The sequence below is a fragment of the Rhodococcus sp. IEGM 1381 genome (genome assembly GCF_030056795.1).
Classification (GTDB): Bacteria; Actinomycetota; Actinomycetes; order Mycobacteriales; family Mycobacteriaceae; genus Rhodococcoides.
In genome coordinates this window covers 44,433-58,584 of record NZ_JASHKQ010000017.1, presented here as the reverse complement: position 1 = coordinate 58,584, position 14,152 = coordinate 44,433, and the positions used below count along the sequence as shown (strand labels likewise).

Here is a 14,152-nt window from a genome sequence, read left to right as displayed (position 1 = left end):
CCAGATCGATGCGTCGTCGACACGCAATCTTGTAGTTCGCCACGCTAGCGTCCAGCGCAGCGAACCTCGCGCCCCATGTGACGCGAGTCGACAAGGAGGCTGCACCATGATCGATCCCGGAAGTGACTCCTGGAGCTACGTGGCGGCGATGTTCTCGTACGAATTTCTCGGCGGCGGAGTCGAATACGACACCATCGAGCGGATCCATCGAGGTGAGATCGACGAGTGGGTTCAGGCCTTGACACAGTCCGGGCTGTTCGAGAAAGCCACCGTGTCGCACATTGCGGACTCGTGGCGAGCGGCACCGCGCCAGTTGTTCGACATGCTCGTCCTCGACGCGGACGAGATGACCGCACGGCGATGCTCCCTGGCGTGGTCGTCACTCGATCGGCTGGCTCCACTGGCCCGCCTGGGTTGATCGGCGTTCAACCACCCAGAATCCGAGTCCCCGAAACATCGACAACGATGGCCTGTTCGTCGGTCAAACCGTGACAGTCAACGCCATCGCGGCGTAAGCGTTGCAGAGTAGCCCATCCCGAATCGTTGTTATCCAGAACGGAATTCAGGTGGGGGACGATCGAGAAGTCCACCAGATTCAGCCCGTCCCATAGCGTGTCGATGCCGGTGGCGGGTCGAACCTCGCCGGGGTCGTCCGCGTCCTCGACTCCGATCAGTGACGGAGCCGCCACACACGCACCCGCGCTGTAACCGCCGTAGGCGATGGAGTTCCCTCGAACACGCTCGATCAGAATTTTGTCTGCGCCCGAGCGGGCGAGCTGGGCGCGCAGGACGAACGTGTTGCCGCCGCGCACCCACACCGCACCGAATCCTTCGAGGGCACGCTCGAACGCCGCCGGCCGACCCGCGTATTCGCGTAGATCCACCTCTGCCGGTCGATACCCGAGAGCGCGCAGCGGGCCGAACTCGCTGCGAAGCGAGGAATCGCGTGCCGCGGCGGGCCACGCGTCCGACGCGTTCGCAATGACGGCGAGATCGGAGGGCGGCCCGGTGAGTTGGACGAAGGCGTCGGAGTGGCCGCCGAATCGGTACGACGACAGGAACAGTTTCACGCCGTCGGTTCTCCGTTCAGCCGAGTCAGCCCGACGCGGACGGCGTCCGCGACACGATCGGGCTCGCGCAGGCGACGCGTCACGAATCCGGCCGCGAACCGCAGCCGATCACGGTGCCACCGCGGCACCACGTGGAGATGGAGGTGAAAAACCGTCTGAAATGCAGCCTTGCCGTCGTTGATGACGAGGTTGGCTCCGTCGGCGCGCAGGTCCGAGTGCCGCACCGCGCGCGACAGGGCGTGCCCGACGCGAAACACCTCGGCAGCCGCGTCCGGATGGCTCGAGTTCAGGTCGGTGGCGTGCTCGCGCGGAACGACGAGAAGGTGTCCGCGACTGATCGGCCGAATGTCGAGAAAGGCGACGGTGTGGTCGTTCTCGAACACTCGATGGGCGGGGGCGTCGCCGGCGACGATCGCACAGAAGATGCAAGATTCCACGGGTGTCACTGTAGGGTCCGATCATCAGCGATAGGCCTGTGTGACGTGCACCACAAATGCGCGTCCCGTAGTCGGGGAATGCCGAACGGACTCGATTCAGAACGAATCGGACAGTATTCCGAGTTACCCGCGGTCTGTTTCCTCTGGCTACTATCAGGGACCTTGTGCCTTGTCGCATGGGTTCGTCCACTCGTCGCAAGTTCGGGGCCGTTGGCCGACATGTGGACACCATTCAACGCAGGAAGACGGAGATTTGGATACATCGCAGAGCACTGAGAAGGGTTCGGGATCCACGACGGTCGTCGGTGTGGTTCGGGAATCGGGGGAGGGCGAGCGTCGTGTTGCTCTGGTGCCCAAGATCGTTGCCTCCCTGACGGGCAAGGGCGTCGAGATCGTCGTGGAATCGGGTGCCGGACTCGGCGCTCTGATTCCGGACGAGCTGTACGTTGCCGCTGGAGCGACGATCGGTGATCCATGGTCGGCGGATGTCGTGGTCAAGGTCGCGCCGCCGTCCGAGTCCGAGATCGCCAAGCTGACGTCGGGTTCGACGCTCATCGGATTTCTCGCACCGCGCAACGCGGAGAACAGCATCGGCGCATTGAAGGCGGCAGGAGTCCAGGCCTTCGCCGTGGAAGCGATTCCCCGTATCTCGCGCGCCCAGGTGATGGACGCGCTGTCCTCGCAGGCCAACGTTGCCGGCTACAAGTCCGTGCTGTTGGCTGCCTCGGAATCGACCAGATTCTTCCCGATGTTGACCACTGCCGCAGGCACCGTCAAGCCCGCGACCGTGCTGGTACTCGGAGTCGGGGTGGCGGGTCTGCAAGCGTTGGCTACCGCCAAACGTCTCGGCGGCCGACCCACCGGGTACGACGTGCGGCCGGAGGTGGCAGATCAGGTTCGATCCGTCGGCGCACAGTGGCTCGATCTGGGAATCGATGCAGCCGGTGAGGGTGGATACGCACGTGAGCTGACCGAAGACGAACGTGTCCAACAGCAGAAGGCGCTCGAAGAAGCCATCAAAGGCTTCGACGTGGTCATCACCACCGCACTGGTGCCCGGCCGCCCTGCGCCGAGGCTGGTCACGGCCGCGGCCGTCGAGGGAATGAAGCCCGGCAGCGTCGTCGTCGACCTGGCAGGCGAGACGGGCGGAAACTGTGAACTCACGGAGCCCGGCCAGACGGTCGTCAAGCACGACGTCACCATCTGCTCCCCGTTGAACCTCCCGGCCTCGATGCCCGAGCACGCCAGCGAGCTGTACTCGAAGAACATCTCGGCATTGCTCGAACTCATGTTGGTCGACGGCAAACTCGCCCCCGATTTCTCGGACGAGGTCCTTGCCGGTGCCTGCGTGACACGTGAGAAGGAGAACTGATGTACACCCCGCTGCTCGCGAACATCGCGATCCTGGTGCTCTCCGGGTTCGTCGGCTTCGCAGTGATCTCCAAGGTGCCCAACACCTTGCACACCCCACTGATGTCGGGAACCAACGCCATCCACGGCATCGTCGTGCTCGGCGCCCTCGTCGTGCTCGGCAAGGTCGAGGACCCCTCGATCGGCTTGCAGGTCATCTTGTTCGTCGCGTTGGTCTTCGGAACCGTCAACGTCATCGGTGGGTTCGTCGTCACCGATCGCATGTTGTCGATGTTCAAGTCCAAGCCCGTCCCCGCCAAGATCGAGAAGGGGGCTGACTCCTGATGGACAATCTCGTCAACATTCTCTACATCGTCGCCTTCGGCATGTTCATCTACGGGCTGATGGGGCTGACCGGTCCTAAGACCGCTGTGCGCGGCAACCAGATCGCTGCGGTCGGCATGTTCATCGCCGTCGTGGCAACGTTGATCTCGATCCGCGACACCGAGAACTGGATCCTGATCATCGTCGGACTCGTCGTCGGCGTCGCGCTCGGAATCCCGCCTGCACGCCGGGTGAAGATGACCGCGATGCCGCAGCTCGTGGCGCTGTTCAACGGAGTCGGCGGTGGCACGGTCGCATTGATCGCGTGGGCCGAGTTCCTCGACACGTCAGGGTTCTCGAGCTTCAACCACGGTGAATCGCCGACGGTGCACATCGTCATCGGCTCGCTGTTCGCGGCGATCATCGGTTCGATCTCGTTCTGGGGATCGCTCATCGCCTTCCTCAAGCTGCAGGAAACTCTGCCGGGCTCGCCCATCACCATCGGCAAGTTGCAGCAGCCGCTCAATGCCCTGCTGCTCATCGGCGCCGTCGCCGCTGCGGTGGTCATCGGCATCAACGCCACTCCGGGTGGCGGAGTATCCCAGTGGTGGATCGTCGCGGTTCTGGTACTCGCGGGCATTCTCGGGCTCACAGTGGTGCTGCCGATCGGCGGCGCGGACATGCCGGTGGTCATCTCGCTGCTCAACGCTCTGACGGGCTTGTCGGCAGCGGCCGCCGGTCTGGCGCTGAACAACACGGCAATGATCGTCGCGGGCATGATCGTCGGTGCGTCCGGCACGATTCTGACCAACCTCATGGCCAAGGCGATGAACCGTTCCATCCCGGCGATCGTCGCCGGTGGATTCGGCGGCGGCGATGCTGCTGCCGGTCCGGCCGGTGCAAGCGGCGGAACGGTCAAAGCAACGTCCGCAGCCGACGCGGCGATCCAGATGGCCTACGCCAACCAGGTCATCGTCGTGCCCGGATACGGGCTGGCGGTTGCGCAGGCGCAGCACGCGGTCAAAGACATGGCCAAGCTGCTCGAGTCGAAGGGCGTCGAGGTCAAGTACGCCATTCACCCCGTCGCCGGTCGTATGCCGGGGCATATGAACGTGTTGCTCGCCGAGGCCGACGTCGCGTACGACGCGATGAAGGAAATGGACGACATCAACGACGAGTTCTCCCGTACCGACGTCACGTTGGTCATCGGCGCGAACGACGTGACCAACCCCGCGGCGCGCAACGACCCGTCGAGCCCGATTCACGGGATGCCGATTCTGAACGTCGATCAGTCGAAGTCGGTCATCGTTCTCAAGCGATCGATGTCGTCGGGATTCGCGGGCATCGAGAACCCTCTGTTCTTCGCCGAGGGCACGTCGATGTTGTTCGGTGACGCGAAGAAGTCGGTCTCCGAGGTGACCGAGGAGCTCAAGGCTCTCTAGCCACGACCTCCGCTCCGACCAGGTGGGACGCTTCCGGCATCAGTTCTCGATGTCAACGGAAGCGTCCCACCTTGCGTTGGACGGCCAGCGCTGCGGTATCCAACGGGTTGCGCGCTTCGCGGGCAGCGGCATCGGGGGAGTAGAGCATGACGATCGAGCAGGCAGGCCACCACACGAAGACGACCAGAAGTGCGCTCGCGATCCCGACGATCGATGCAGCTGCGGTGATCAGGGCCGCCGCTGCCACCGCAAGTGTTGCCGCGGTACCCAGACCGAGGACCACGGATCGCCACGCTGTGGAAGCGACCATGGATGCGGCACCGAGCAGTCCTGCCGTCGCGACGAGCTGGCCGTAGGGAAGCCCGGTGGACGAGATGGACGATCCGGCGAATTCGCGAGCGAGCTCGCCGGTCACCAGAGCTCCGATGGTGCAGGCGATCACCACTCCGATTCCGTACGGCAGCTTCCGTAGTAGTGCGACCGCGGCGAGGACGGCGACGGCAATCAACACCGCGGTCACGTCGATCGCATCGAGCGCGGCGGTGGCCAGTGTGGCGACCGGTGTCGCATCCGCAGACGCAGGCGATGCCAGCTGCGGTGTCGAGATCAGGAGCACCAGTAGTGCGCTTGCGGAGAAGCCCGACACTGCCGCTCGGGTGGCGATTGCTCGTCGGCGCGGACGTGCCGAGATACCGCCGAGTGCTGCGGTGCTTTCGGTTGGACGGGATGATCGGATCGGTCCGCTCTCGAGGCTCGACGGTGACATGACAGCCACAGTGCCCGATCAGCCTGAACGCCGAGTGTGAGGAACTCGAGAACGCCCTGATGGTTACTCGGTAACAATTCGATTACAGCACCACTCCACGGCACGAAGTTGGGCTCATGTCGAGGACAGCCTCGCTCGAACCCGATGTAGGTACGTAGAACGGCCTCGATACGGGTGGAAAGAATGTTTTCGCCACCTGTAACAGTATTCAGGCCTGAAATCGGCTCGAGCCTCGCCGTAAGCGGGCGTCCGTTTCTCGGCAGTCGACGTTGGCGCTCGGTGCCACATCGGGCCGTTTACCTGGGCATAGTTCCGTCCATTGTCCCCGGTCACAGTAATTCGTAATGCGAACTATGACTTCGTTGCAAGACGTTGATTGGATGGGTCTACCTGTGTGACGATAGTCACATAGTCCGGCTCACTCGGGGCGAGACCGACCAAAAGGGCGTAGTTTCAGCCGCATCGGAAAACCGTATTCCGCCGTTACGGGAAAGTTGATAACGATCTGAACACGGTCCTCGGTACCCGTTGTAGGCGGGTATCGCTACGTATCGGACGCCGAAAACTCGAAGGAGAAGAACATGACCGCAATGTCTCAGGGACAGCTCGATATGGTCCGCGCGTTCTTTTGCAACGAGTTCCAAGCGAACTCTCTCGATCGGTCCGTCATGCCCCAGCCTACCGCTGACGCCGTGACCGAGTGGGTCCATGCGTTGGCCACCAGCGGGCTCTTCGCCCCGGCCGAGGTGCACAACATTTCCTCGGTCTGGAACGCGGAGCCGGACGCACTGGTTGCTTTGCTCGTCGGTGAAGTGGACGAGATTGCCGTCAGGCGTCACGGTGCGTCGGTGCCTGCGGCAGCGATCGCTACTCCGGCGCTGATCTCGGCCTTCGAACGCGCCAGCTGACTCTCGGTGTCTCGGCCCTCGAAAGGGCTGCGCTTCGCTACGATCATCCGATTGGATGACGGCAGTCGACGATCTTTCGTCGCGCAGCGAAATGAGGGCACTGGATGGGCGCAGTGGGTTTGGACGAAGATGCGGTGTCGACCTGGATCGCAGGATTGGGAATCGGCGCGACGTCCCCGCTGACCTATCGTCGAATCGGAAACGGGCAGTCCAATCTCACGTACGAGGTGCGTGACGCGGGAGGGTCCGCCTGGGTTCTTCGCCGGCCACCGCTCGGACACCTGCTGGCCTCGGCGCACGATGTGGTGCGCGAACATCGAATTCTCTCGGGGTTGCAGAACACTGCAGTGCCGGTTCCGAAAATGATTGCGCTCACCGAGGATTCGTCGATCTCCGACGTTCCTCTGGTGCTGATGAGTTTCGTGGACGGTGTCGTGGTCGATTCGGTCGGGGTGGCCGAGCAACTCGACATCGACCACCGTCGCCGAGTCGGGCTCGGTCTGACCGGAGCGCTCGCCGACATTCACCGCGTCGATCTCGAGTCGTCCGGTCTGGCTGACCTGGCAAGCCACAAGCCCTACGCCGCTCGTCAACTCGCCCGATGGACCAAGCAATGGGAGTCCTCCCGCACCAGGGACGTACCTGGCATCGATTCTCTCGCAGCCCGACTCGCAGCGGGCATTCCGCAGCAGCACGAAGTGGCGTTGGTGCACGGAGATTTCCACCTCAGCAACGTCATCACCGCCCGCGACGACGGTCGGGTCGCCGCGGTCGTCGACTGGGAGCTGTGCACACTCGGGGATCCGCTGGCAGACCTCGGCGGACTGCTGGCCTACTGGCCACAAGCCGACGACGGGGTCGCGGGCCCGTTCATGGCGTCGACGTTGCCCGGATTCCCCACCAGGACCGAGCTCGTCGAGTCGTACGCTCAGCACACGGGGCGCGATGTCTCCGACGTCGGATTCTGGCAGGTGTTGGCGCTGTGGAAGCTCGCGATCATCGCCGAAGGCGTCATGCGCCGAATGGAGGCGGACTCACGAAACAGAGCGATCGCGGGCGGGCCCACCACGACTCTCATCGACGACATCGTCAGCCGTGCGGTGAACACCGCCGAGGACATCGGCCTGTAGAACCGTCAGCTCGCCGAGGTTCCGATCACCAGAGTGCGTGCTGCGCTTTCGATCTCGGGTGGGATCGCGACAGGTCTACGCGTGACGCCGTCGACGTAGACGTGCACGAAACGACCCCGGGCTGCCAGTTCCAGCTCATCGTCTTCGGCTTCGCGGAACAGCGCGAGCGAGTACACGATGCTGCGGGTACCCAACTTCTCGACGGCCAGGCCGACCTGGAGGCGATCCGGAAAACTCAACTCGGACAGGTAACGACACGACGTTTCCGCCACCACGCCGATCGCCGGGAGTTCTCGGATGTCCACACCCGTCGTCTGCATCAACCAACCGTTGACGGCGGTATCGAAATACGCGTAGTAGGTGACGTTGTTGACGTGGCCGTAATGGTCGTTGTCGTCCCACCGCGTCGGCACCGGCCACAATGCCGGAAAATCCGACGCACGAGACAACTCCGCGTTTTCGTTCACCTGATCCGCCATGAACGAGACACTAGCCAGTCTCCTCGGGCGCGGTAGCGAGCGGGGACCGCCGCCGCAGGATCGCCCGCACGACGAGTCCGACGACCAATGCCCAGAACGCCGATCCGATTCCGCCGAACGTCAGGCCCGATGCGGCGACGAGGAACGTCAGAACGGTCGCTTCCCTGTCCGACGCGTGTTCGAGTGCTCCGAACAACGACGCGGCGAGGGTACCCAGCAGGGCAAGTCCGGCAACGGTTTCCACCACACCGGCAGGTGCTGCGGCCACCAGCGTCGCCAGAGCCGTGGCCAACAGCGCGAGCACCAGATACGAGCAACCGGCGGAGAACGCCGCGATCCATCGCCGCTTCGGATCCGGATGTGCGCCGGGATTGGCCGACAGCGCCGCACTGATCGCGGCGAGATTGATCGTGTGACCGCCGGCGAATGCACCCAGGACGGTGCCGGTTCCGGTGACCGTCATCGACGCGCGCCACGGGATTCGGAATCCGAACGACGCCATGACAGTGGTACCGGGAATGTTCTGCGACGCCATCGTGACGATGTACAGCGGCACCGCGATCCCTATCGTGGCCTGCCAGCTCCAGTGCGGCACCGTCCAGTCGATTCCGGGAACGAGATCGGACGTTGCGATCGAGGTGCCGCTGCCGATCAAGTCCGCAGCGATGACAGCAGCCGCGGCAACGAACGCTGCGGGCACTGCCCAGCGGGTGCTGAAACGGAGAACGACGAGCCAGACGACCGCCACCGGCGCTATCAGCGCGGGGGAGTCGGCGAATGCAGCCACCGGTGCCGAGCACAGGGGTAGAAGAACCCCGGCCAACATTGCCTGCGCAAGAGGCACCGGAATTCTCGAGACCAGCGCGCCCAGTCTGGGCCACAGGCCCGTCAGGACGATCAGAACGCCGACCGTGACGAACGCGCCCACGGCGGCGGGCCACCCTCCCGCCACCACGCCGGTTCCGGCCAGCAGCGCCGCGCCCGGCGTCGACCACGCCAAGGTGATGGGCTGTCGGTATCGGCGGGCCAGCCACATCATGCCCAATGCCTGCGTCACGCACAACGCCGACAATCCTGATGCCGCCTCTGCCGGGCTGGCACCGACCGCGCGCAGCCCGGTCAGCACGACGGCGAACGAACTCGTGAAACCCACCAACGCGGCCACGATTCCAGCGCTGATGGGAGTCGAGAGTGGAATCGGTCCATAGGCGGAATCGGCAGCGGTCACGAGTGTCGATCATGCACGGTGGGTCGCGGTCTGTCGCATCTTTTCCCAGTGGACGACGGCCGCGATGTTCCTCGGGTAGCGGAATGCTGTCGAGGTGGTGCCGACGTCGCGTAGTCTTCGGTTGGACCGGACCAGTCCGTACCGCTGGTTGGGCGATTGACCGAAAGGCCGGCGCAGTGGTGATGCCTGTACATCTGAGGGACAGTCAGGTCCCGAAACACGAACAATTGCGCGCGATTCTGTTGCACCGCTGCACCAAGGAGCTCCAGCCGGGCGATTTGATGCCGAGCGAGCGCAAGCTGATGGAGGACTACGGCGTCAGCCGCATCACCGTCAGGGAAGCGATCGGGCAACTCGTCAACGACGGGCATCTGGTGCGCGTGCGCGGCAAAGGCACGTTCGTGGCCAGCCGGACCGTGCAATCTCGTCTGCATCTGGCGTCGTTCTCGGAGGAGATGCGCGCGCAGGGCCTGACACCTACGACCGTGGTGCTCTTTGCACGGCTCGAAAACCCTTCGGCGGCAACCGTTCGTGCCCTCGGCCTGGCCGACGGGGAGCAGACCTACCACGTCAAGCGTCTACGATTGGCCGACGCGGAGCCGGTGAGCGTCGACGACGGGTGGTTTCGTGCGGCGCTGCTTCCCGGTCTGATCGAACACGATCTGAGCAGGTCCGTGTACGAGGCCGTGCACACCCACTACGGCTTGACCATCGACCGGGCCGAACAGACCGTCAAAGCGACCGCGGCCGACAGTGATACGGCGACCCTGCTGGGCACCAAGCGTGGTGCGCCGGTGCTGTACTTCGACCGAGTCTCCTTCAGCGGTGACGAGCCCCTCGAACACACGGAGAGCTGGTACCGATGCGATCGATACCAGCTGTCGATGGAGGTGGAAGGGCGGCGACGCACCACGCCGCGTCGGTGAGATCAGGGCAGCTCGAACAGGGGATCACCCGTTGCCACCTCGGTGCCGATGTATGCGCTCGTGATCGAATCCGGTTTCGAATCCATCAGGACGACGGGCACGACATCGGAGTAACCCGCTGCTGCGATCGCGGCAGGGTCGTAGGTGACGACGAGATCGCCTGCCTGCACTCGATCTCCCTCGGCCGCAACGAGATCGAAGCCTTCACCTCTCATCTTCACTGTGTCGATACCGATGTGCACCAGGACGCCCGCCTTGTCGTCGGTGAAGACGACGAACGCGTGCGGATGAAGCTTGAGGATCTTGCCCGCGACCGGAGAACGAACCTCGACGGGACCGTCGCTCGCGGCCGGCCGCAGTGCGACACCGGAACCCACCATCTGCGCGGAGAACACCGGATCGGGCGCCTCGGCAAGCGAGATCACCCGACCGGCAACGGGGCTGAGGATCAGGTTGCCGTTGTTCACAGAATGTCGTCGATATCGTCTGCGAGCGTATCCGCTTCGGGGCCGACGATGACCTGAACGGCAGTGCCCTTGTGGAACACCCCGTGGGCACCGGCCGCCTTGAGTGCAGCCTCGTCGACCAACGAGCCGTCCTTCACTTCGGTACGAAGCCGAGTGATGCAGGCTTCGATCTCGACGATGTTGTCGGCACCGCCGAGGCCTTTCACGATCGCGTCCGCCTTGGACATGTTCTGTTCCTACTCTCTTCTCGACTGCAATCCTGTCGGTTGGATCACAAGTCTGGGTTGACACGAGCTTGCCACCTGGTCAAACTACAACTGGTAATGACCGGACAGTACCCCTGATGGCATCCGGTCACAACAGCAAAATCCACCCTTGACGGACCAGCCTCGAAGAGAAGGTCGCCATGACCCCGAAGAACACGGACTCGGTCGATACCGAGCCGAAGAAGGACTCCCGTTCATTGGCCGGGCTACAACGGTTCGGCCGCAGTCTCATGCTTCCCATCGCCGTTCTGCCCGCTGCAGGAATCTTGCTGCGGCTCGGCCAAGACGACTTGCTGGGCAGATTCAGCGCGCTGGAGACCGCCGCCGCCGTCATCTCGGCCGCCGGTCAGGCTGTATTCACCTGGCTTCCCCTCATCTTCGCTGTCGGTATTGCCATCGGCTGGGCCAAAAAGTCGGACGGCTCGACAGCGCTCGCTGCGGTCGTCGGATACATGGTGATGAACGGTGTCTTCACGGCAATGTCGCCGGTGGTGCTCGACGGCAAGGTCGATGCCAACGGTGACCCGGCGGTGATCGACTACGGCGTTCTCGCGGGCATCGTCATCGGTCTGCTCTCGGCAATCCTCTGGCAGCGGTTCTATCGTCAGAAGTTGCCCGATTATCTCGGCTTCTTCAGCGGCCGCCGGCTTGTGCCGATCCTGACAGCGATCACCGGTCTTGTTGTTGCCGTTGTCATGTCGTTCGTCTACCCGCTTTTCTACAGTGCGCTCAACTGGGTCGGCAACACCGTTGCCGACCACAGCGTGGTGGGCAGCGGCATCTACGGTTTCGCAAACCGCATGCTGATTCCGACCGGACTGCACCACATTTTGAATTCCGTGGTCTGGTTCCTCGTCGGCGACTACCAGGATGCGAGCGGCCAGCTGGTGCGCGGCGACCTCAACCGATTCTTTGCAGGCGACCCCTCCGCTGGAGTGTTCATGACCGGATTCTTCCCGATCATGATGTTCGCACTGCCCGCTGCGGCATTCGCGATCTACCGCAATGCCAAGCCGTCGCAGAAGAAGATCGTCGGTGGAATCATGTTGTCCACCGGCCTGACTGCCTTCGTCACCGGGATCACCGAGCCGCTCGAGTACTCGTTCATGTTCGTCGCCTGGCCGCTCTACATCATTCACGCAGTCCTGACCGGAACCTCGATGGCGCTGACCAATGCCCTCGGAATACACGACGGATTCTTCTTCTCCGCCGGTGGGATCGACTACCTGCTGAACTACGGAATCGCCACCAAGGCATGGCTGCTGATCCCCATCGGTCTCGTGTATGCGGTGATCTACTACTTCCTGTTCAGCTTCGTCATCAAGAAGTGGAACCTGCGTACCCCCGGCCGTGAGGACGATGTGGTTGCCGAACCGACCCAGGCATGACCGATTCCACCGAGACGACGCTGCGAGGTCGGGTCGTCACGAGTGAGGAGGTCATCGAGGACGGCGTGGTTGCACTGACGGGAGAACGCATCTCGTGGGTCGGACCGACTCGACTCTGGACCGGTGACGCTGTACCGCAATCCGATTCGACAATTCTCCCAGGACTGGTCGATGTGCATTGCCACGGCGGTGCGGGGGCGTCGTTCCCCGATTCCGCCGCCGCCGATCTCATGACGGCGGTGCGGCATCACCGATCCCGCGGCACTACGACGATGCTTGCCTCTCTGGTGTCGGCGCCGCCCGAACGACTGATCGGCCAGACGTCGCTGCTGGCCGCTCTGTACGAGTCCGGTGACATCGCCGGGGTGCACATCGAGGGTCCGTTTCTGTCGGTCGCCCGTTGCGGCGCACAGGATCCCGGCTCGCTCCGCGGCGGTGATCCGGGTCTGCTGGCGGACATCATCGGCGCGGGCAGGGGAGCGGTCCGATCGATGACTCTCGCACCCGAGGTCGACGGGTTCGCGGCGGTTGCGGAGATGCTGAGAGAGAACGGCATCGTGCCGAGCATCGGGCACACGGACGCCGACGCTCTCACCACCCGCAGGGGTATCGACACGCTGGGGAACGGGCCGATCACGGCCACGCACCTGTTCAACGGAATGCCGACCTGGCACCACCGAGCACCGGGGCCGGTGAGCGAATGCTTGGCATCCGCTGCGCGCGGAGGCATGGTGCTCGAATTGATCGGGGACGGAGTGCATCTCGCTGACGAGACGGTACGCGCGGTGTTCGATCTCGTCGGTGGTGCGCAGATCGCGTTGGTGTCCGACGCGATGGCCGCCGCCGGTATGTCCGATGGCCGGTATCGACTCGGGCCACTGGACGTGACCGTCCATCACTCGGTCGCGCGATTGTCTCGTGACACCGATCCCGAGACAGCACCGATCGCGGGTGGCACCGCGACGGTGTTGGACTTGGTGCGCCGGGCCGTGCAGGACGCCGGTGTGCCGTTGGTCGAGGCAGTGCGGGCGGGGTCGTCGACACCGGCGACGACGATCGGTCTGGGTTCGGATATCGGCCGTCTACAGCAGGGAATGCGAGCCGACGTGCTGGTGGTCGACGCGACATTCGAGCCGGTGCAGGTCATCAGGGGCGGAATCGCGATACAGGAGGACAGCTAGATGGAGATCGTGATCCTCGACGGGGTCGACGCGGTGGATCGAACGGCCGCGGACATCGTCGAGCGCACAGTTCGGACAACACAAAAATCCACCCCCGTACTTGGTTTGGCGACCGGATCCACGCCGGTGGGCACCTATCGCGAATTGGCGAGACGTCATCGCGACGAGGGGCTGTCTTTCTCGCACTGTCGAGCTTTTCTGCTCGACGAGTACATCGGTCTCGCGAGAAGTGCGGAGCAGTCGTACTTTTCGTTCATTCGCGAGAACTTCGTGGATCACGTCGATCTCGAGGACGCCGCGGTGTTCTCGCCCGACGGCGAAGCGCACGACATCGCAGCGGAGGCGCAGCGGTACGACGCGGCGATTGCGGAAGCGGGCGGCATCGATGTTCAGATCCTGGGAATCGGGACGGACGGCCACATCGGCTTCAACGAGCCCGGGTCCTCGTTGCGGTCCAGGACCCGGGTGAAGACTCTGACCGAACAGACCCGTACCGACAATGCCCGCTTCTTCGACTCGCCCGATGCTGTGCCACATCACGTACTGACGCAGGGCCTCGGCACCATCGACGAAGCGCGTCACCTCGTCTTGATCGCGACGGGCGAGTCGAAGGCAGAAGCGGTGGCTGCGGCTGTCGAGGGACCGTTGTCGGCACACTGCCCGGCGTCGGTGATTCAATGGCACCCGCACGTGAGCGTGCTGCTGGACGACGCTGCGGCGTCGTCCCTGGCTCTCGCGGAGTACTACCGATACGCCTACGCGAACAAGCCTCGGTGGCAACACTTGTGAA

General features: G+C 63.8%; 17 protein-coding genes. 10 read left to right on the top strand and 7 right to left on the bottom strand.

Features of this window, described 5'->3' with window-relative positions; translation table 11 throughout:
• The first annotated feature begins 106 nt into the window (after positions 1-106).
• Complete coding sequence (locus QM797_RS23090; RefSeq protein ID WP_283277986.1) at positions 107-418, top strand: hypothetical protein; 312 nt, start codon at positions 107-109, stop codon at positions 416-418.
• A gap of 7 nt (positions 419-425) precedes the next feature.
• On the opposite strand, the gene QM797_RS23085 is transcribed toward QM797_RS23090, so the two are convergent.
• Together QM797_RS23085 and QM797_RS23080 are read right to left on the bottom strand one after the other, a co-directional pair.
• On the bottom strand, positions 426-1,070 hold the full coding sequence (locus QM797_RS23085; protein ID WP_283277985.1) for a Type 1 glutamine amidotransferase-like domain-containing protein: 645 nt from the start codon (positions 1,068-1,070) through the stop codon (positions 426-428).
• Positions 1,067-1,507, bottom strand: a complete 441-nt coding sequence (locus QM797_RS23080) for an HIT family protein (RefSeq protein WP_283277984.1) — start codon at positions 1,505-1,507, stop codon at positions 1,067-1,069. The genes QM797_RS23085 and QM797_RS23080 overlap by 4 nt, the downstream gene beginning before the upstream one ends.
• Positions 1,508-1,760: 253 nt before the next feature.
• On the opposite strand from QM797_RS23080, the gene QM797_RS23075 reads away from it, so the two are divergent.
• From QM797_RS23075 to QM797_RS23065, 3 genes are read left to right on the top strand one after another with little or no spacing between them, the layout of a single operon-like run.
• On the top strand, positions 1,761-2,879 hold the full coding sequence (locus QM797_RS23075) for a Re/Si-specific NAD(P)(+) transhydrogenase subunit alpha (RefSeq protein ID WP_283277983.1): 1,119 nt from the start codon (positions 1,761-1,763) through the stop codon (positions 2,877-2,879).
• On the top strand, positions 2,879-3,202 hold the full coding sequence (locus tag QM797_RS23070) for an NAD(P) transhydrogenase subunit alpha part 2 (RefSeq protein WP_269608473.1): 324 nt from the start codon (positions 2,879-2,881) through the stop codon (positions 3,200-3,202). The genes QM797_RS23075 and QM797_RS23070 overlap by 1 nt, the downstream gene beginning before the upstream one ends.
• Positions 3,202-4,623, top strand: a complete 1,422-nt coding sequence (locus QM797_RS23065; RefSeq protein ID WP_283277982.1) for an NAD(P)(+) transhydrogenase (Re/Si-specific) subunit beta — start codon at positions 3,202-3,204, stop codon at positions 4,621-4,623. Before QM797_RS23070 ends, QM797_RS23065 begins: the two co-directional genes overlap by 1 nt.
• Positions 4,624-4,675: 52 nt before the next feature.
• Here the strand turns inward: QM797_RS23065 and QM797_RS23060 are convergent, their stop codons facing one another.
• Complete coding sequence (locus QM797_RS23060) at positions 4,676-5,389, bottom strand: hypothetical protein (RefSeq protein WP_283277981.1); 714 nt, start codon at positions 5,387-5,389, stop codon at positions 4,676-4,678.
• A 581-nt stretch (positions 5,390-5,970) separates the two neighbouring features.
• Between QM797_RS23060 and QM797_RS23055 the strand changes: the two genes are divergently transcribed.
• On the top strand, positions 5,971-6,297 hold the full coding sequence (locus QM797_RS23055) for a hypothetical protein (protein WP_283277980.1): 327 nt from the start codon (positions 5,971-5,973) through the stop codon (positions 6,295-6,297).
• A 104-nt stretch (positions 6,298-6,401) separates the two neighbouring features.
• The gene (locus QM797_RS23050) at positions 6,402-7,427 is read left to right on the top strand and encodes a phosphotransferase family protein (protein ID WP_283277979.1); all 1,026 of its coding nucleotides are present in this window, start codon (positions 6,402-6,404) and stop codon (positions 7,425-7,427) included.
• A gap of 5 nt (positions 7,428-7,432) precedes the next feature.
• Here the strand turns inward: QM797_RS23050 and QM797_RS23045 are convergent, their stop codons facing one another.
• Together QM797_RS23045 and QM797_RS23040 are read right to left on the bottom strand one after the other, a co-directional pair.
• Positions 7,433-7,906: an acyl-CoA thioesterase gene (locus tag QM797_RS23045; protein ID WP_283277978.1), complete on the bottom strand. Its 474-nt coding sequence runs from the start codon at positions 7,904-7,906 to the stop codon at positions 7,433-7,435.
• Positions 7,907-7,916: 10 nt separating this feature from the next.
• A complete protein-coding gene (locus QM797_RS23040; RefSeq protein WP_283277977.1) occupies positions 7,917-9,134 on the bottom strand; it encodes a benzoate/H(+) symporter BenE family transporter in 1,218 nt (405 codons plus the stop codon).
• 179 nt (positions 9,135-9,313) lie between these two features.
• Here QM797_RS23040 and QM797_RS23035 point away from each other — a divergent pair, with 179 nt between their 5' ends.
• Entirely contained in the window at positions 9,314-10,060 is a 747-nt protein-coding gene (locus QM797_RS23035) for a GntR family transcriptional regulator (RefSeq protein WP_269608520.1), read from the top strand.
• A gap of 2 nt (positions 10,061-10,062) precedes the next feature.
• Here the strand turns inward: QM797_RS23035 and QM797_RS23030 are convergent, their stop codons facing one another.
• Positions 10,063-10,527: a PTS sugar transporter subunit IIA gene (locus QM797_RS23030; RefSeq protein WP_283277976.1), complete on the bottom strand. Its 465-nt coding sequence runs from the start codon at positions 10,525-10,527 to the stop codon at positions 10,063-10,065.
• Positions 10,524-10,754 carry a PTS sugar transporter subunit IIB gene (locus QM797_RS23025; RefSeq protein ID WP_283277974.1) on the bottom strand — a complete coding sequence of 77 codons (231 nt, stop codon included), beginning with the start codon at positions 10,752-10,754 and terminating at the stop codon, positions 10,524-10,526. Before QM797_RS23025 ends, QM797_RS23030 begins: the two co-directional genes overlap by 4 nt.
• A 179-nt stretch (positions 10,755-10,933) precedes the next feature.
• Between QM797_RS23025 and QM797_RS23020 the strand changes: the two genes are divergently transcribed.
• Genes QM797_RS23020 through nagB form a run of 3 tightly spaced genes read left to right on the top strand, consistent with a single transcriptional unit; the run spans position 10,934 to position 14,151 of the window.
• On the top strand, positions 10,934-12,181 hold the full coding sequence (locus QM797_RS23020) for a PTS transporter subunit EIIC (protein WP_052065898.1): 1,248 nt from the start codon (positions 10,934-10,936) through the stop codon (positions 12,179-12,181).
• On the top strand, positions 12,178-13,362 hold the full coding sequence (locus QM797_RS23015; protein ID WP_283277973.1) for an N-acetylglucosamine-6-phosphate deacetylase: 1,185 nt from the start codon (positions 12,178-12,180) through the stop codon (positions 13,360-13,362). The genes QM797_RS23020 and QM797_RS23015 overlap by 4 nt, the downstream gene beginning before the upstream one ends.
• Entirely contained in the window at positions 13,363-14,151 is a 789-nt protein-coding gene (gene nagB / locus QM797_RS23010) for a glucosamine-6-phosphate deaminase (protein ID WP_283277972.1), read from the top strand.
• The last annotated feature ends 1 nt before the right edge of the window (position 14,152 follow it).